This is a genomic window from Varibaculum cambriense (assembly GCF_032557235.1).
GTDB lineage: Bacteria > Actinomycetota > Actinomycetes > Actinomycetales > Actinomycetaceae > Varibaculum > Varibaculum cambriense_C.
This window is the reverse complement of the sequence record NZ_JAWGMB010000003.1, coordinates 15,858-35,995: the sequence shown is the minus strand read 5'-3', so window position 1 is coordinate 35,995 and position 20,138 is coordinate 15,858. Positions and strand designations below refer to the sequence as shown.

The following is a 20,138-nucleotide window of genomic DNA, read 5'->3' as shown; positions in this document are numbered from 1 at the left end:
CAGTACTCAGAAAGACACGAAGAAGTGAAGAAAAGTTTAAAACGTTTGCTGCGTTCTTGTGCCGTATTCCTATTTTCTGCCTCGTTATCTATAGGGGCGCTAGGGGGGATTTCCCTAGCTAAGGCTGCGGACACGGATTTATTAAATGTTGCATTCGGGGGATCTTTAGAGAGCGGAGGGTTGACCACCCAGGCGGATGAAATCCTCAAAGGCGCAGTTACCCGCAAAGATGGGGGAGAAACTCAAGAAACTGGCAAGATTGTATTAGCTGGAGGTAACCAGGGTCTTTTCTATACCAGTGCTCGCACTTCGGGCACGGGTACCGTGTTTTTTACTCTAGGCGAGGGGGTTGCTACCAACGGATTTACAGCTGAGGTGAAATATACTCCGCAGGCGGATCAAAATAATCTCGCTACTATTTTTTCTGCCGGCGGCAACCTTTTTGTACGGTATGTTGATGCCGGTCACTTAGAATATGGTCTGTCTTATCAACAAGGAGGACGTTGGGCAGACACCAAGCAGACTATTTTGGCTCCAGCAGCGGGGAAAGAGCATGCGCTATCGGTGACTGTTTGGCCTAAAAACGGGGGCACCGCGGTAAAGGTTGCCGTAGACGGAAACGAGTATCCAGAGATTGTAAGCCCCGCGCCGGCGGTGGTTTCAAACGGTTTAGAGTCAAGGTTCGGGTTCGGGGCGGAAGTGCATACGGCTCCCAATGCTCAAAATAGAGGGCTGAAAGGTAGTTTGCAGGCGTTACGTTTTACCTCAGCAAATAGCTACAATTACCAGGACGGATTTGAATTTCAGCCTGCTGAGAGTCAGGAGGGAAATCCCGATGATGTTCCCTGTGCCGCCTGGGAAGAAATCGAACCAGCAACTCAAATTGCGGTAAGTCCCGCTGACTGTCGCGAACATATTTTGAAAAAAGCATCCTTAGTCAGACCTACTAAGGAGCAGTTGCGCTGGCAAGAACAAGAATTAACCGCGTTTATTCATTACGGGGTTAACACTTTCTACAATCAAGGTTGGGGGCATGGTACGGAGGATCCTCAGCGTTTCGCGCCCCAGGATTTAGATGTCGACCAATGGGTAAAGAATCTGGCAGAGGCAGGTTTTGGGACAGTTATTTTGACTGTCAAGCACCATGATGGATTCTTGCTATACGATTCGCGCTACACTGACCACGATATCGGCTCTTCGGCAGTACCAAACGCCGATATTCCCCGAGACGTAGCCAAGGCCGCGAAAAAATATGGGATGCGGGTAGGATTCTACCTGTCACCTGCTGATTCGAGTGCAGAAATTAAGGGACTCTTTGGAAACGGATCGGCAAAAACCGAGCGCACGATTCCCACCCTAATAGATGGGGATGACCGTTCTGGAAAAATCGATAAGTTCTATAAATATCCGGCAACTGATTATGGGGAGTATTTCCTGAATCAACTCTACGAAGTATTGACTCAATATGGCGACGTTGACGAAGTTTGGTTTGATGGGGCTGCCGGTAACACCGATAAACATGAGCTTTTTGATTATTCTGCCTACTACGATTTAATTCGCCAATTGCAACCGAATGCGGTTATCGCAGTGGGCGGCCCTGACGTACGTTGGATCGGTAATGAGGAGGGGCGAGGACGCGCAAATGAGCCCTCAGTTATTCCGGTCAAACAGCTGGAGTCCGGGAAAATTGATATTAGCGGACAAGCGGGGCACTTTAACCAGAACTTGGGCAGCGATGACCAAATAGTTAATGCGGTTCGCAGCGGGGGAGCGCAATATCTACGCTGGTGGCCAGCCGAAGCTGATATGAAGCTTACCAGGGATTGGTTCTGGCAGATTGATGCGGATGAGGATAATTCAACCGTTAAATCTGGCACAGCGTTATGGAACAAATATCTCGAAAATGTGGCTCGTAACTCGGTAATGCTTTTGAATGTACCTCCGAATAAGACTGGGAAATTCTCTGCTAACGAGATAAAAGCTTTACAGGATTTTGCGGCTGAGCGACGAAAGGCTTTCGCACTCGACCATGCTTTAGGACGACCTGTTAACGTAGGTGGGGAAAGCACTAGTGTTTACACCGACAATAATTTGCGCACGGGAGGACAAGCCTACACTGGGGAAACCAGTTTTGAGATTGATTTAGGAGCAGAAAAAACTGTTAACTATGTTTCCTTGGCGGAAGATACTTTAAATCACGGCCAAAACATTCAAAGTTTTGTGATTGAGAAAGAAACTGCTGACGGATGGCAGCCGGTGAAGATCAACCGTAATTCCGCTACCGGAACTGTGGGGGTTCGCCGGATTGTGCAACTGGCTGCGCCAGAGACGGCACAAAAATTCCGGGTTAGGGTAACGGACGATCGCGGACCATTTGCTCTTTCAGATTTACGGCTTTTTGGAAGTGCAAATCAAGATCCGGAAGTGCAACTGGATTATTATGTTGATTCTGCCGCTAAGGAAGCCGGACTAGGTACTTTAACTAGTCCCTTTAACTCCTTAGAACAGTTAAGAGGATTGCGTTTACCTAAAGGCGCAAAAATTCATTTGAAGTCAGGTGCCGTCTTCCCGCAATCGGATCTACGCTACTACGGTTTTGGCACTGAGGAGCAGCCCATAATAGTGGATGTTTACGACGGTGATCAGCTTCCTAAAGTAGGTGAAGGCACCGCTTGGGACGAGTTCGCTCCGAAGATGGCAGCTGGTTGGCAGCTTAATCTACCTAAACCTCAGAAACCGGATGCAAAAGTTGCGGCTAGTAAGTGGCAAGACGTTCCGGATAGCAGCGATTGCGGGCAAGGAAAAGTCAGTCAGTCCCGCACCGTTACCACCACGGATTACCGTTGGGATACCACTAAATGGATTCTCGATGACGCAAATGCTGTGGAAAAGACCGAGACCAGATTGCGAGGCATGACCGCAGCCGAAAAGAGCGCCTGCCCCGGAAATAAACCGGGAGAAAGCGGCGGGGAATCAGAAAAACCGGGAACGAATACTCCTGGAGAAAAGCCAGGGACAACTGACAAACCCGGGACAACCGCCCCATCTGGGGGGACGAATACGTCCAATAGCAAACAAAAATCCAATGCTCAGCAAAAAGGCGCGGATCGGCAGGTACGCAATCCAGATTTGGTAAATACCGGGACTTCCGCGGGCGAATTATTGCTATTAACTCTGCTAGGGATGCCTTTGGGGCTAGCTTTGGTTCTGGTGAACAACTTCCGCTCTAAGCAGCATTGATGGTGCCTTGAGTGGAAAAAGATAACAGGTGATTTTAGGGGAGAAACTTCCCCTAAAATCACCTCCTTAAACAGGTTTGATTGGGCGGCAACAACACAATTGCGGGATTGAGAAACAGGAAGGTGCAAGATATGTTTAACCGGTCTAAAAAGGTATTTTGCCTTTTAGGGGCAGGCGCTCTGACGCTAGCGGCATTATTACCAGCCGGCATTGGGACAGCAGAGGCTGCGGAGCCAACTAATCAAGCGTTAGCAGCCAATGGCGCGAGCGTTAGTGCTTCCGGGAATGAAGTTGCTGATAAATGGCAAGCGCAGGCCGCTATTGATGGTAACGACAGTGGTGATTCTCGCTGGTCATCCAATCACAGTGACCAAGCCTGGATTGCGGTACACCTAAAAGAAGCCATTAAAATTGACCACATAACTATTAAATGGGAAGCCGCCTGTGCCGCCTCCTATCATTTAGAGGTTTCAAATGACGGAACCACTTGGGAAAAAGCCAGCGACACTATCCGCCCACAATGTTCCAGCACCGATACCCAAAAACTCAATGCCGCTACCGCTAATGGAACTTGGAAATACGTGAAAATGCAGGCCGAGAGTCGCACACCTTTCCAAGGAATTAAATACGGGGTTTCTTTATTTGAATTTGAAGTATGGGACGGGGCAGAACCGGTAGCTCCCGCCCAGCCTAATTTGATTCCACTGCCTGCTGAAATGACTCCCGGAGAAGGCAATTTTGAATTAGGCGCAGACACTAAAATCAAAGCCGATTCCGCTTCTAAAACGGTAGCGGAGATGACCGCCAAAACTATGCGAGCCTCCACCGGATTTCCCCTGCCAGTGGGCAAAGACGGACAAATCAGTTTACGGGTAGACACCGCTCTAGATACCACCGGTTTAACCAGTGGAAATATCGAGGAAGCCTATAGCTTAAAGGTCAGTGAAAGCGGGGTAGAGATTGTCGGAAAATCTGCGCAAGGGGTTTGGAATGCTACCCGTACCCTGCTGCAACTATTCCCCGCCTTTATCTATTCTCCCCATCAGGTAAACACCCAGTGGCTAGCCCCCGCGATTACGGTCAAGGACGCGCCCCGGTTTGCACACCGCGCGATACAAGCAGATGTAGCCCGCTCGTTCCTCACAATCGCTGACTTAAAACAAATGATTGACACTTTTGCCAATGTGAAAGGCTCGCGTCTGCATCTGCACCTTTCAGATGACCAGGGTTGGCGGCTACAAATAACCAATGAGGGACGCGAAACTGGGGACACTATCGACTACACCAAGCTCACCGAGATTTCCGGAAAAACCGCAATGAACTGGAACTCGGAAGCCTATTCCTTAAAGGATTTAACCGGCTCTAGTCAGCAGGCAGACGATAACGTAGTCGAATTGGGGCATCATGGTTTCTACACTCAGGAAGAATATAAAGAACTGGTCAAATATGCGGCCGACCGTTTCGTAACGATTCAGCCCGAGTTTGATATGCCTGGACACACCAATGCGGCGCTGCACGCCATCCCGCAATTAAACTCTGCCAACTCCTCTCATAATGGCACTGTAGATGCCGAGGGCAACGCCATCACTGATCCGGCTAAATGGCAAGTTGCCCCCGCTAATGGGACGGGAGATGTGGGATATTCCTACCTGGATCCGGACTCAAAGCACACCCAGTATTTTGTCCGCCACGTATTTAAACAGCTAGCCGGGCTTACCCCCGGTAAAATTCTTCATATCGGAGGGGACGAATCCCACGATATGGTTACCAAACTCGGTAAAAACAAATTCAACGAATTTCTGAATATGTCCGCGAAAGCAGTTCGCGATCAAGGCAAATCTCCTATCGGGTGGAATGAAATAGCCTCAAACACGCTACAGCCTGGGGACTTGGTACAGTATTGGACCGGGAATACCGCTAACACGAAACGAGCAATCCAAAACGAGGGCGTTAAAGTCGCGGTATCAAATGCCTCGACCGCCTATATAGATATGAAATATGGAGTTCCCGGCGGTAACAGTATCGGTTTAACCTGGAGTGGAACTGGAGATTTCGATAAATACTATAACTGGGATCCCGCGCAAGTAATCCAAGGGATTTCCGAAAGCAGCATTGTAGGGACAGTAGCCGTGCAATGGTCAGAAACTATTCGCGGGGGATACCAGGCAGAATGGTTAATGTGGCCGCGCTCAATCTCTCATGCGGAAGTAGCCTGGACTCCACAAGCTAAACGAAATGTAAACCAGTTCAAACAACGCATGGCGGCTATGGGAGATAGGCTCGCCATTTCGGCAGTGAATTTCTTTGACGGCCCGAAAGCCAATTGGCAAACCGCATTAGCCGGGGTAAACCAAAAAGTTGCGCCCGGACGCTCCGTAAATCTTACAGTAGGCGAATTTGCGGCTCCCGGCACTGTGAAGAATTCTGCGGGAACGCAAATAACGAAAGCCGATAACGCCGCTTCCGCCCTCGGGGATACTCCCTTTAGCGCCACTATCGATTGGGGTGACGGCTCCGCGCCCTCACCGGCAATATTCACCCAAAGCCATTCCCGAGATGCCTTACATAGCAGCCCGCTATATAAAGTGACCGGAAAACACCCCTATGCGAATCTCGGAACCTATACCGGTACTATTACGGGCTCAAACGGACAGAAAGCCACTTTTACAGTAAATGTGGCAAATGGTGCCCCCGATCCCAGTGAAAATGCCTCCTGGGACGGAAGTAAAAAACCGACTATCACCATTGAAAAGAATCTCATCCGCCCCTATGAGCGGGTAAAAGTTAAGCTCAGTGGATTTGAACCTGGCAAATATGTAAAACTCGCCTGGAATGACAAAGACCAGTTCTTGGCAATGCCCGGGGCAGATGGAAGCGCCGAGTACTATCTGCCATTCTTTGACAAGGCAGAAAAAGTGTTACGCCCCCAAGACACCGGCACGCATCAACTTCGCGCCACCCAGATTGGGGCTAATAGAAGTGCCGAAGTCACCGCCACCATTGTGTCTGATCGCGAGGAACTGCTAAACCCAGTTGCGCAATGCCCCACGATGAATGACCCGAATTGCGGATATGAAAGCATTACTGCCTCCTCACAGGCAGACAATGAACCAAAACCCTCCGGGCCGGTGAGCGCCGCATTTGACGGTGATCCCAATACCTATTGGCACACCCGCTGGGCTGCTCCTGCCGGTACTTTCCCGCACACCGTTACCGCGCAGCTCAAAGCCGCGCCAGAGCAAAAATGCCAGATTACCGGGTTTGAATATACGGCACGCAGCGGGCAAGAAAACTCGCGGGTTAAAGATTTCCGGATTGAAGTATCCGAAAATGGCAGCGACTGGAAGAGTGTCATTAGTGGTTCTTTGAAGAATCATGCCGACCCGCAAGTATTTAACTTTGCAGCTGACAAACAGTTAAGTGGCAAATACGTGCGGATGGTTCAGCTAAATTCCCAGGCAGGAAATGATTTTGGGGGTGCAGCTGAGATTCGTTTCGGAGCTTTGTGCGCTCAAAACGGAACGGAAGTAACCCCGGTTGCTCCCGTAGCTGAAAAGCAACCCTTAACGGAGCAAGGGAAAGAATATCCCGGATTTTTCCTAGTGCCTTTAGTTACGGGGGTTAATTATTACTTGGGCGATGAGCTGCTAACCCCGCAGCAGGTAGTCCCGCTGCCCTATGGAAAAACCAAAATTGTAGCTCGGCCCGCGAGCGACCTATTTAGGTTTAAAGAGGGCGCAAAGAGCGAATGGACCCTAGATATGGGCGACGACCCGGGTCAAGTTGATCCGCCGCAGCCGGAAAAACCCGAAAAACCGGCTCCTCAGGTGGTAAAAGGCGACTGGACTGACTCCCCAGGGCAAGAAGCCAGCAATTGTAAGACCTTCAAAGTTATGCAGACCCGCAGCGTTACCACTACTGAATATATTTGGGATGCAGCTGGAGCTAAATGGGTGCTTGATACTGCTAATGCCCAGGTGACTACCGAGAAGGGCGCTCGCGATATGAGCGCAACTGAAAAAGAACAATGCGCGCTCTCGCCTGAGGAGCCCAATCCCGATAACCCGAACCCGGATAAACCTGGAAAGCCCGATGGGCAACCAGATACTAAACCAGGAGCAGGTAGCGATAGTGGGGCGGTAAAACCGGGCAGCACCGGGTCGAAGCCTACCGCTAAACCCCGCCAGCAGAACACTACTTCTGCGATGCCCTCCACCGGTGCTTCCAGTGAGCTATCGCTGCTACTAGCAGCGCTAAGTATCGGATTTGGTGGAGTGTTGCTGCTGAGCCGACACCGAACTCACAGGTAAAAGTGGAACGGCGCGGCAAGGCGCTTCCGAAAGACATATAAGAATCTGAGCAAAGAGGCTGGGAAAGGTAAATAAATGAGTAAGGTTAGTTGGAAACGCCGGATAAATGCCACTGTGGTTACAGCGGCAGTGGCTTTAATGTCGGTGCTAATCCCAGCGAGCAGTGCCCAGGCGCTCGCGCCCGGGGATAGTGCTCTGTGCGCAGACAATTTGGCAGTCGGGAAAACAGTAAACGCCACCAGCCGGGAAGTAGCGGGAGAAAAAGGGCCAGAGCTGGCAGTTGATGGTAATATCGGCCCCGATGATAAAGCTACTCCGGCAGTACACAACGTAAAATCTGCCAGTCGCTGGTCAGCCGCCGGAAGCGACAATAACGCTGCCCTGACCATCGATTTTGCCGGAACCGCTACTATTAACAAAGTACAGCTTTATTGGGGAAACACTTTCGGTAAACCCTACAAGTTGCAAGCCAGCAATGATGGCAACACCTGGCGGGATTTAGTAACCAACCAGAACGGTAAAAAAGCTGGAACCACCGAGCACACCTTTAACGGCAGCGAAAAAATGCGCTACCTGAAAATGCAGATTTCTGGCAAATCACAGCAGTGGGGACTATCACTGTGGGAAATAGCAGCTTGTGGGACTCTAACTTCAGATCCCACCCCGACAGATAACGAAAATCTGGCTCAGCTGAATCAATTGATTCCCTACCCGCAAAAAGCTGAACTTGCCGGAAATAATTCTCGGTTCACCCTCACCAAAGATAGCGAGATTACTGCCAGTGGCTTAGCGGGGGAGCCCGCTAAATATCTTGCCGAGACGCTAGCGAAATCCACCGGATACAAACTACCGGTATCCGCCACTTCTAGTGCTAAAACCCAGATTAATTACGTTATCAATCCGAACTTAACCGTCAGTGGGGTAGGCAAGGAACAAATGAATGAAGCCTACACCTTACAGATTGCGCCGAACCGGGTAACCATAACCGCGCGCACTGCCAGCGGGACGCTATGGGCAACCCAATCGCTGCTGCAATTGCTAGGACCTTGGGCAGTATTTCCTCAAGTTACCGTAGGATCTTTAATGCCGATACCGGCGATGACTATTCAAGACGGTCCTCGCTATTCTTGGCGCGGGCTAATGCTTGACCCGGCGCGCTCCTTCATTCCCAAGAATGAAGTCATCAAGCTGATGCATTCTATGAGCCGCTTCAAGATGAACACTTTGCATCTGCATCTAAGTGATGAGGGCTGGCGGATTGATATCCCGAATGAGGGCAAAGACGCTGCTGACCCGATTGACTATAGCCAGCTGGCTAAACGCGGAGGCAGTGCCGGTTTACGAGCCGGAGATATTGGCCGTGCACCCCAGGCGGGACGAACTGGCTACTACACCTTGGATGATTACCGAGAAATGGTGGCAACTGCCAATAAATTAGGGATAGCGATTGTTCCCGAGATCGATACTCCCGGTCACACAGAGGCAGCCCTATATTCTATACCGCAGCTGAACTCGGAAAACTCTAACCCCAAGCCAGAAGCCGGTCAAGACACGATTGGGCAGCCAAATTACTCGAAAAACAATATGAAAGTGAATCTGGATGCTTTAAATCCCCACACTTACACCTTTATGCAGCACGTTTTGAAGATTTTGGCGCAAAACTCTAACAACACTTATCTGCATATTGGCGGCGATGAAGCTAATAGTATGGATCACCAGCACTACCTGCAATATATGCAGCAGATTCTGCCCAAAGTAAAAGCCATGAAGCAAACCCCCATCGTTTGGGATGAAGCTTTAAAGAGTGTGGGGGCTGCCGGGATTGCCGACAATGGTGGGGTAGTCCAGTGGTGGAATACCGACTCGGCGGCTCCTAATCGCGCCCAGCTACGCAATGATTTCGTAGCTAAAGGCGGCAAATTTATTGTCTCTAACGCCAGCTACTTCTATTATCCCCAACGCGAAGACCGCTCACACGTGGCTCCCAGTTGGGCTTGCCCCGGCGGGGAATGCACTTTGAAACACGCCTATGATGCCCAGCCCCAGCAGGTCATGGGGCTCAGTGACGATAAAGGAATCCTGGGGGTCGAGGGCGCAGTCTGGAGCGAGGGCGTGCGCAATCTGGCAGATATCGAGTATATTGCGTTCCCGCGGCTCCTAGCTCACGCCGAGATGGGCTGGACAAACCAGGCTAATAAGAACTGGGAACGCTTCCGGGGCGAGGTTGCCCAACAGGCAACTACCCTAAACGCTACGGACACCAGTTTCTTTAACGGCTCTCAGGTCACCTGGCGGATTTCCCCAGCATTATCCCCGCTAGCCACAGATTCCCAAGGAAAGGGAATTGGCAAAGCTAATCGGCAGTTAATCGGATATGTTTCGGCTCCCGGCAAAGGTAACGATAACCTGGATTTGTCTTTGACCCTGACGCCGAAAGAATCCCAAAATGCGATAAATGTGCCGGTAAGTACCACTTTGGATAAAGAGTACATACCGGTAAACGGTTCCTATCAAACCGGCAAACAGATGAACTCGGTCTTTAAGGTTTATGCCGATCTGACAAAAGTTCCCAAAGGTAGCTACCAGGCGCAACTGAGCGCAAAAGCCAGCGGATTAAAGTCCCTAGACGGTAAGAGTGATACCGGTCTGGCCAGCGCGGTTATTCAGGTGCCAGCCCTTAGCGGTCAAACGCCCCCCGGGCCGGGAACTCAAACCAGCCAAAGCGATACCACCTGGGAAAGCACGGAGCGTTCTTTCCCTAAGAGCAGCTATAGTTTTCCCGGAAATGACGGTAAACCTCATAAAGTAACCTGGGATAATCATTCTTTGAAAATAGATGGTGAGCGGCTACAAGTTTGGGCTGGTGAGTTCCATCCTTGGCGAATCCCGTCCCCCCAGGCTTGGCGCGACGTCCTCCAAAAGATAAAAGCAGCCGGATTCAATGCGGTATCTTTCTATTTCTTCTGGGGCGATCATCAAAGCGAAGAGGGCGGTCCCTTCAATTTCGATAAAGGCACTCGCCGCGACATTGACCTGTTGCTGACGATGGCTAAGGAAGAAGGGCTATATGTGATTGCTCGTCCCGGTCCCTACGTCAATGCCGAGATTTCAATGGGAGGTCTGCCCGCATATATGACTAACTACGGGGCGTCCTCTTTGCGTTCAACTGACCCGAAAGCCTTGGCCGCCTCTAAGAGCTGGTTGAAAGCCTTCAACAATATCGCAAAGAAACACCTGATTACCGAGGGAGGCGGCTCCATCATTATGTATCAGGTGGAAAATGAGCTGCTGGCAGAAAATCCCAGCACGACCGCATTCCTAAAAGAGCTAAGCAACTTTGTACGCGCTGATGGGATAAATGTTCCCCTGTTTGAAAATGACTGGGGATTGGCAGGACGCTTTGCTCCGAATAAAGCCGGAAACCCGGCCGGTAAATATGGCAGCACTGATTTTTACACTTACGATCGTTATCCGCTGGGCTTCAATTGCGGGGCAGGACGCGGGAACCTCGATGATGTTGAACAGACTTTCCGCAATTATGAACCGAAAGGTCCGCATTTTATTGCCGAAGGGCAAGGGGGTGCTTTCACTCCCTGGGGAGCAAACTTTACTCCCGAAAAATGCGCCCGTTTCACCGATGGAAACTTTGTGCGCCAGTGGGGGACAGTCCTTGCCGGTAACGGAGTGAAAGCCTATACCTACTACATGATTTTTGGCGGCACTAACTGGGGTTATACCGGTTCTCCTTCCTCTGGTTTTACCAGTTATGACTATGGGGCTGGCATAGACGAAGATCGAACGATTCGGAAAGACAAATTTGGGGCGCAAAAAGAGATTGCCTACTATTTGCAAGCCAATCCCCAATATGTAACCTCTAATCCGGTAGCTAAACCCGATATTAAGAGGGTCAGCGGCGACGCCCAGATTAGAGGGTATCAACGGATTTCTTCCGAGGGCGCAGCGGCGCTTTCAGCTACCGGTAACGGTGGGCGCACTCTGGGGTTTGTTTTGAATAACACCAATGACACCAGTACCAATAAGTTTACTTTTGCTTTGGATTTAGCCAATGCCGCCGGAGTGGGGGCAAGGTTTAATCACGATGATAATGACAGCGAGCTAAAGTATTCGACGGGTTGGAAGTCGGTTAAGGACGATTCAGCTTGGAAAGGAAGTATCCACGAGGCCAGCAAAGCGGGCGAGGAAGTCGCCTTCGAGTTTACCGGCACGGGAATCGAGATTGCGGTAGCCACCGGAACCGATCATGGAAAATTCGCGGTAAAGCTCGATGACCAGGCGGAACAGGTAGTAACTGGCTGGGTGGGAACCGAACAGAATAAACCTACCCAAAAAGTTGTGTTCTCTAAGAGTAATCTTCCTGCCGGTAAACACACCCTGAAGGTGCGGGTGCTGGGGCAAAGCGCCGAGGGATCTACTACTGGGGGCACAAAAGTCCAGCTAGATGCGCTCAACGTCCTGGGAGCCAGCGCCACGCCCTGGGTAGTGGTGAACAATAATGACCCGGCTATTAAATATAATCCCGCCGTCGGGACTGCCTCATCTTGGGAATATGCTACCGGGCAAAACTGGACTAGCGGGGATTATCAAGGAGACGAAACCTATTCTGCCCGTAAAGGTGATTCTTATACCTATGACTTTAACGGGGTGGGAATCGATATTATTGGGGCTTTCTCCGGTAATCACGGCATAGCCGATGTGTTTATTGACGGGAAGAAAGTGGGGCAGACCGAAGAAGAAGTCACTAACACCGCGCGCGCCCAGCAGGTTTTATATAGTGTGCGGGGTTTAAGTGCCGGTAAGCACACCTTAAAAGTTGAAGTCACCGGCAAGCCTTTTGCGGGTTCTAAAGGTACTTTCGTATCGCTAGATGCTTTGCGAGTATTCCCCGATAAAGATGCCATAGATCAGTTCAATACCGGAACCAGCGTCAAAGATGGAGAAAACTCTTGGTCGCGGATTCCACAAAAAGCGGGAACTGCTCTGACTTTGCATGGCCGGGATGCGTTGCTGATGAGCGCGGATATGAAAATTGCGGGACAAAAACTGCTATACACGACCTCGCAGCTATTCGGTTCCCCGATTGCTACCGATAATGCCCAGGTACAGTACCTGCTCGGGGTAGCGGGAGACGATGGGGAAACTCTGCTACGTTACCCGGTTAAGCCGCAGGTGAAAGCGCCTAAAGGGGTAGAGGTTACCTGGAATGAGCAGTATAAGACGCTGCGTTTGAACTATAAGTATTCTGCCGAGCCTACCGATATTACTATCACCCCGGCTGCCTCAGATAGGGCAGCCAGTGCGGGAGATACGCTGCGTTTGCGGATTATTGACCGCACCTACGCACAAACTACCTGGTTACTAAATACCGGTGAGGGAGGCAGTGGCAAACGTTTAGCGGTAGAGGGCGCAGAGCTCGCTCGTAACTGGAGCTTAAACGGCACGAATTCCGAGGTTAATGGCACTACTGATTCTCAGAGCCAAACTCCCTATGTGCTGCTTCCTAAAGGCGCAAAGAGCGCGAGTTGGAATGGGGGCAAAGCGGGAGTAAGTGAAACCGAAGGTATTTATGCCGGTTTCACCAAATTTATTCCGCAGATGCTAAGCTATGAGCCGCCCCAGCTAAAGTGGGTGAAACAGGAGGGCGCTCCGGAAAAGGAAATCGATTTTGACGATAGCGCCTGGCAGGTGGCTAACGGTAAGCAACGTAACCATAAATGGCAAGCCCCCAGCGGGAATGGACTGGTGCTTGACTCGAATTATTACGGTTTCTATGAAGGCTCCGTATGGTATCGCGCTACCTTTGTGGCCAGCAGTGATTCCCCAGTTATCACTCTAAACGCTAACGGGGGTTCCGGAGTGCCCGGGCATGGCAAGAATCCCGCCTTTATGCAAGTGTGGGCAAATGGGAAGTCGCTGGGCGCGGCCAGCGCAGCTGGCACAGGCCAGACTTTTACCGCTAAAGGGATTAAAGCCGGCGATAAAGTAGTTTTAGCGGTGCTAGTAAATAACCTGGGGCAAAACCTGGACTGGTCAGATAATGGGTTATCACGCCAAAACCGGGGATTGTATTCAGCTACTATTCCCGCTCAGGATGGGACAGTTACCTGGAAGATTCAAGGCGCTGCCGATAAGAGCGGCACTAAAGATAAAGCGCGGGGTCTTTACAATAACGGTGGTTTATATGGCGAGCGTCAAGGCTGGCATCTGCCAGGTTTAGATGACTCTAAGTGGACAGCGGCTACTGATATGCATGCGGACGAGGCCGGGGTTACCTGGTATCGATCCACTTTCGATTTAAACGTACCTAAAGATGCCGATGTAGCTTTCCGCCTGGATGTGCTCTCGCGGCGCTTCGGCAATACCCAGCAGACCCGAACCGACCATTCTCAGGCGTTACTGTTTATTAATGGGTGGAATACCGGTATCTATATCGGTGATATCGGACCGCAGGATTCCTTCACTATCCCGGCGGCTTTCCTTAATCTAAACGGCAAGAACACGGCGGCAATTGCGGTTATTGGTAAAGAAGCTGATGCGGGGCCAGAAAACGTAGTGCTGCGTGCGGTTCATCTTTCCCAAATGAATGCCTTATTACCAGTAACTGCGCTAACGGATAACCCTGGGGAAGTTGAACCGGACACCCCGGAAACCCCGGATACTCCGGATAAACCGGACACCCCGGATCCTTCCCCAGAGGCGACTCCTACAGAAAACGCTAAAACGCCCTCTTCAAAGGGAAAGACCGTTAAAGAGGGATTGAGGCGTACCGGTACCGAGGGCGTCTCCGCTTTATTAATCGCGCTATTGGCATTGGGGGTAGGAATCGGGATGCGTTACCGCCAGCGATGGCTGGAAGAAAAATAACCAAATTGGTGGGGTGGAAACCCAAATGAGGTTTCCATCTCACCGCGTTATAACCTGAGTAAATACCTAGGGTTAGGGCTTGCTCATCTGGATGAAAATCGAAAAGATTAATAGTACTCGTCACTTTCGGGATATTTTTGCCGGCGTTGGTAAACTCCGCAGAAAGTGAGCATCTAAGACAATGAGGTTTGAACAGTGTTACAAATAGCAAGACGGCGTTTTAAGGCTCTAGCAGCAGGTTTTTCGGTGGCTTTGACTTCAATGACGCTTATGCCTCTGGCAACTGCTCTTCCTGCCGAGGCCGCTACTGGCCAGTTCAGCTATAACACCGTAGTTAAATACGGTGACGATGGGGTTACTAACTATCGGATTCCCGCGGTAATAAAACTCAATAATGGTGATTTATTAACCGCCTATGATGCTCGCCCCGCAAATGGCGATGCCCCGGCGCCCAACTCGATAATGCAAAAACGCTCTACCGACGGGGGAGCGACCTGGCAGCCGCAAACTGTTATTGCCCAAGGTAAAGGCACTACTATGGGCGATCCTGGTAAAGAGGGATTCTCTGACCCGGCCTACATTTACGATAAACAAACTGGGCACCTATTTAACTTCCATGTGCATTCCTATGACGTAGGGTGTAATCCCAATGGAACCCTAGAAACTGACGAGTTTAGCAACCGCAAAGTGCAAGGGGTGAGCCTGTCAGTTTCTACCGATAATGGAGCCAGCTGGACGGAGCGTTACGGAAACTCTCCCGATGCAACGCGGGGGCTTACTGCTGCGGTTAAACAGCCCGGATATCCCTGCGGTTTTGCGGCTTCTGGACACGGTATCCAGTTGCAGCATCAAAGCGGTGCTAATGCGGCAAAAAATGGACGCCTAATCACCCAGTTTATTGCCGGTAAACCCGGTACTTGGGCAGCCTACTCGGTGTATTCCGATGACCACGGTAAAACTTGGAAACGCGGCTCCACTATCGGCGCGGATATGAACGAAAACAAATTGGTGGAACTGTCCGATGGCACGCTCTTATTGAACTCCCGGATGAGTAACAAGGCGGGATACCGCTATATTGCCAAGAGCACCGATGGTGGGGAAACCTGGACGGATCTGCAAATAGAACGGTCCCTAGTTGATTCCAAGACCCCGGGGCGCAATGCCTCGATTATCCGCAGGTACCCGGATGCTCCGTCCTCAGACCCCAAATCTAAAGAGCTTTTGTATTCTGGTATGGCTGATAGCGGTAAAACTCTTGCAGTGAGCTATTCCTATGATGACGGTAAAACCTGGCCGATTCGTAAACTCTATTGGAATGATAAAGCCGCTTACTCTGATCTAGTCGCGATTGATACTCAAAGCGGTAAATACGGGGTAGCTTTCGAAGAAGATCACCAGATTGGTGGTAACTACTTTGAAACTATTCATTTTGGCACTTTTGACACCAATTGGTTGAACCCAGTAAAGATTTCTCTAGCTGATGCAAAAGTAGCAGCGGAAGCGGGTAAAACTGTCGAGATTCCCGTTAAGGTTACCAATGATGACGCGAAAGAGGTCGTTCCCCTAGCTACCGCGGTAAAACTGGCGTTGCCGAGTGGGTGGAAAATGGAAGAAAGCGTCTTGGCGCAAGAACTTCATCCCGGAACCTCCGAAACTGTAACTTTACGGGTTAGCGTTCCGGCTAATGCCACCCAAAAAACCTATTATCTAGACTCTAGTCTGGAATACGGCAATGTTAAGTTGCGCGGGGACGTGGAAATCAAGGTTACCAACCCCAATATAATTACTGACCCTACCGGTTCGGTTGGCGTTGACTTTGAGCTTACCAATCCCAAAGCCGATGGAACATGGGCTGTGGGCGACAAAATGATTTTCAGCGTTAATGTAACAAACCTGCTTGCAGAAGATAAGGCCTTCACTGCCACTGACTCCAATTTGGATACCGGATGGGCAGGTTGTAGGTGGAGAAGTATCTCGGCGGGAGCTACCTTGCCGTGCGCAAACCGCACCCATACGGTCACCCAGGAAGATCTCGACGTCGGATCCTTTATTCCCTCCATCACTTACAAATACCAAAATCCTGGTTATTCTGGCGTTGCTACCCAGTTAAAACCGGTTAAGGGAAATAAAATTCCGATCTTTGCCAGTCATGTCCAGGTAACAGATTTGGCAGTAGCGGGAACTAAAGACAAATATGACGTGGGCGATAAACTGGCGTTTACCCCGACAGTGCAAAACGTGGGACAAATCCCGGTAGATGTGCAGCTGAACGGGGAGAACTTTACGCTATCTTGCCATAACGAGGACGGAAAGCTGGATAAGGGAAGTACCTTCTCTTGTACCGCCAGTGACTATGTAATCACCAAAGATGATATTATTCGCGGCAGCTTTACTCCCAAGTTCAAAGTTAAAGTAACTGATGGGAATAAAGTACTCCAAGAGTTCACCTATAGCGGGAAAGAAATCCCGCTACCCTCTGATAATCCGATTGCTACTAAACTTCCCCAAACGATTCCCTCTTTGGATTCTTGGAAGACCAATACCAATGCAAATGATGTGTTCAAACTAAGCCCGGACACGGTAGTTTACTATCCGGCCGGTTTTGAAGATCAGGCTCAGATTGTGGTGCAAGAGCTAAACGCCTACCTGAAAGCGGCGGGGCAGCCACAAACTGTGCGGGCACAAGCCGCCGGTGGGGCAACTCCGAAAGCCCACGATGTGGTCATCACCCTAGATACTGCGCAGCAAGACAAACTAGCAGAGGAGGGGTATAGCCTCCGGATTGATGCCCAAGGGGTAAATATTACTGCCGCGCAAAAACGGGGAGCATTTTGGGGTACGCGCACTCTGTCGCAAATGCTGCGGCAGCAGCTAACCCTGCCCTATGGCAGCGCCTTTGACCAACCTCAGCAGCGTGAACGTGCTGTCACTCTATGCGCCTGCCGGATTAAGAATCAACCAGATTATATTCACCGGATGCTCACCGATATGGCTGACCTGAAGATGAATCAGGTAATTTTAACTGCCAAGATGGAGTCAGCGAAAGAACCGGTCACCAATAACTACTCCTATTACACTAAGGAAGAGTTAAAAGGAATTGTTGCTTACGCCGACAAATTGGGTATTGAAGTAGTTCCTCAAATGGGAGCCCCGGGACATATGGATCCCAAGATTCATAACCTGCCTCAGTATCAGCTTAAGAAAACCGATGGCACTTTGGATAATGACCGTCTAGATATCACTAACCCGGAAGCCGTCGCTTTTTATAAGCGCCAAATTGAAGATTACCTGGAGGTATTCCCCTCCAAGTATTGGCATATGGCAGGGGACGAATATATGTACCGTTCCGCCTACAAGAATTACCCGGTATTTGGACCTGGTGGAGAAAACGGTCCCAAGCTGTTCGTAGATTTCATTAACGACATTAATAAGTACGTGAAATCTAAGGGTAAGACTTTGCGAGTTTGGAATGACGGATTAAAACAAGAAAATATTGATTCCCTGGATAAAGATATCGTGATCGATATGTGGCAAGGGGGTCTCAGTCCGCAAACCCTGATTGATAAAGGACATAAAGTAAATAACACCAATTACGATCTCTATTTCTCCCGAGAAATGGGCTGGCGGATTCAAAACAGTGGCGCAGCCGCTATCTACAATGACAAAGGGTTCACTGCCGGTACTTTTAAGAGCGGAAAAGTAGCTGATGATAATCCAGGAAACCTGGGGATTAAGCTCTCGATATGGCCAGATACTTCCATATATCAAACCGAAAATGAAGTAGAAATGGAAACCTTTGAGGCTTTCCGCTTAGTGTCCCAACTAGGCTGGCAAGGCTCGCGCCCCTGGAAAGACGGCAAGACTTTTGTAGACTTTGCAAAGGCGCTAGGACATGCGCCTAACTGGGAAAATGTTAATCGACGTCCCTTAGAAGACGGGGTGTATGCCTTCACTAGCTCCGGGCTACGCTTAGATGCTTCAGAAAATCGTGAACCAGACGCAATTAGCTATTCATCCGATCAATGGCAAATAACCCACACCTATGACCACTACTACCAGTTGAAGTCGGTTAGAAGCGGCAAATGCCTCAGCATGGATGTGGGTAAACAGCGTTTCAATGGCAGCGGGCGCCAGTACGCCACTGCAGATTTGAATGTAGTTAACGAAGTTGGTGCCCGCCCCGCCTTGGTCGAGTGCGTAAACGACATTAACCAGAAGTATCACACTGGTGCCTGGAAGAATAACTCTTCAACCAGTAAACGCAATAACCAGAAATGGCAGATTATTGACGACGGAAACGGCAAGTATATTGTGCGCCAGGCCCTGACCAATATGGATTTGGCTATTTCTACCGGGGAAGAAAAGCACGTTGATTTAGGCAACGTGGGAGATTTGGATGACAACACCAAGTCCAGGCCGATGGCAACTGATTTAGTGCAGCTACCTAGCGATATGACCACTACTCGCTGGACAATTACTAAAGCTGACCAGGACACCCCGGCTCAAATGCGCGCTCCTCACGGAACTGTTCCCGTAGCCAACTTGGACTGGTATCCCGGTAGCAGTATCGGTTGGGCAGATGACGGTCTGATTCGGGTAAACCGAACTTTGAAGGGTAGTCCCCTCTTGATTGAGGGAGAGAAGTATCGCGGCGGTATTGGAACCCACGCGTCCTCGAAAATAACTGTGCATTTAGGAAAACAGTGCTCGGTATTCAGCGCGAAAGTTGGCATAGATGACACCCAAGAAGCTGGGAAATCATCTTCGGTAACTTTCAGAGTGTTAGGGGCTGACGGGCAGGAACTGGGAGCGTCCAGTAAAGCATTGACAGCTGCCGATAAGGCTGAAGCCATGAAAGTGGACGTAAGCGGGCAAGAAAAAATTACCTTGTTTGCCGATGCTGGCGAATCTAATGCCCAGGATCACGCTGACTGGGCAGATGCCATGGTTACCTGTGAACAGATGGATGCCGATAAGTATCAGCCTTCCTATCAGGACACCGAAGCTAAAGCCGGTAAAACCGCTAGCGCCGCCGCTCCTAGTTTCGAGCCGGAAGCTGGAAAAGAAAAGGCTCAAAAGTTCGAGCTGGTAGAACCAATCCCAGCGGGGATGAGCATTGAGGCTGGTACCGGGGTGATAACTTGGCAGGTGCCCGAAAATCAGGAAAGCGGAACTGTAAGTGTAGACGTTAAAGTTACTTATGAGGATGGGTCTAGCGAAATAGTGCCTGCCAAGTTTAAGGTAAGCGCCAGTGCTCCGCAGCCACTTCCGCAGGTAGCTCCGCAAGCACCGATCTTTAACGATAAAGACAACACCTATACGATTCCGCAGATTCCGGGAGTGGTTTACCTGCTTGATAACCAGGTAGTTAAGCCCGGGACTTACCCAGTTAAGACTGCGAGAAAAGTATTGATTACTTCCCAGCCGGCCAGTGGTTATCGCTTTAAGGCGGGGGCTACCACCCAGTGGGAGCACCAGTTCAAAGTGGAGACCAAGCCCAGCGAGCCCACGACTAAGCCGGGTGGAACCCAAGGGGCTCAGGATGGTCGTCCTGGGCAAGCTCAAGCTAAGCCGCAAAAATCGGCAGCCGGGTTGGTATCTACCGGTGCTGCCGGGACAGTGGGGCTACTGGCGCTGGTAGTCATGGGAACTGGACTCATGATCCAGCGTTTTTCCAGAAGACAGAGCGTTATTAGTGAATGATGA

The 20,138-nt window shown here is 50.4% G+C and carries 4 protein-coding genes; all 4 read left to right on the top strand.

The window, feature by feature from the left end; genetic code table 11:
• Positions 1-24: 24 nt before the first annotated feature.
• The 4 genes from E6072_RS03185 to E6072_RS03170 all read left to right on the top strand — a co-directional run bounded on the left by E6072_RS03185 (position 25) and on the right by E6072_RS03170 (position 20,135).
• Entirely contained in the window at positions 25-3,240 is a 3,216-nt protein-coding gene (locus E6072_RS03185) for an alpha-L-fucosidase (RefSeq protein ID WP_278619533.1), read from the top strand.
• Positions 3,241-3,371: 131 nt separating this feature from the next.
• Positions 3,372-7,550: a family 20 glycosylhydrolase gene (locus E6072_RS03180; protein WP_278619534.1), complete on the top strand. Its 4,179-nt coding sequence runs from the start codon at positions 3,372-3,374 to the stop codon at positions 7,548-7,550.
• A gap of 75 nt (positions 7,551-7,625) precedes the next feature.
• Positions 7,626-14,432: a beta-galactosidase gene (locus tag E6072_RS03175; RefSeq protein WP_316693674.1), complete on the top strand. Its 6,807-nt coding sequence runs from the start codon at positions 7,626-7,628 to the stop codon at positions 14,430-14,432.
• A 246-nt stretch (positions 14,433-14,678) separates the two neighbouring features.
• Positions 14,679-20,135, top strand: coding sequence for an NPCBM/NEW2 domain-containing protein (locus E6072_RS03170; protein WP_316693673.1), 5,457 nt, complete (start codon positions 14,679-14,681; stop codon positions 20,133-20,135).
• The last annotated feature ends 3 nt before the right edge of the window (positions 20,136-20,138 follow it).

What these genes read in the sequence shown, in the direction of transcription:
- E6072_RS03180 (WP_278619534.1), top strand. Translation starts at nt 3,372, where the DNA reads ATGTTTAACCGGTCTAAAAAGGTATTTTGCCTTTTAGGGGCAGGCGCT.
- E6072_RS03175 (WP_316693674.1), top strand. Translation starts at nt 7,626, where the DNA reads ATGAGTAAGGTTAGTTGGAAACGCCGGATAAATGCCACTGTGGTTACA.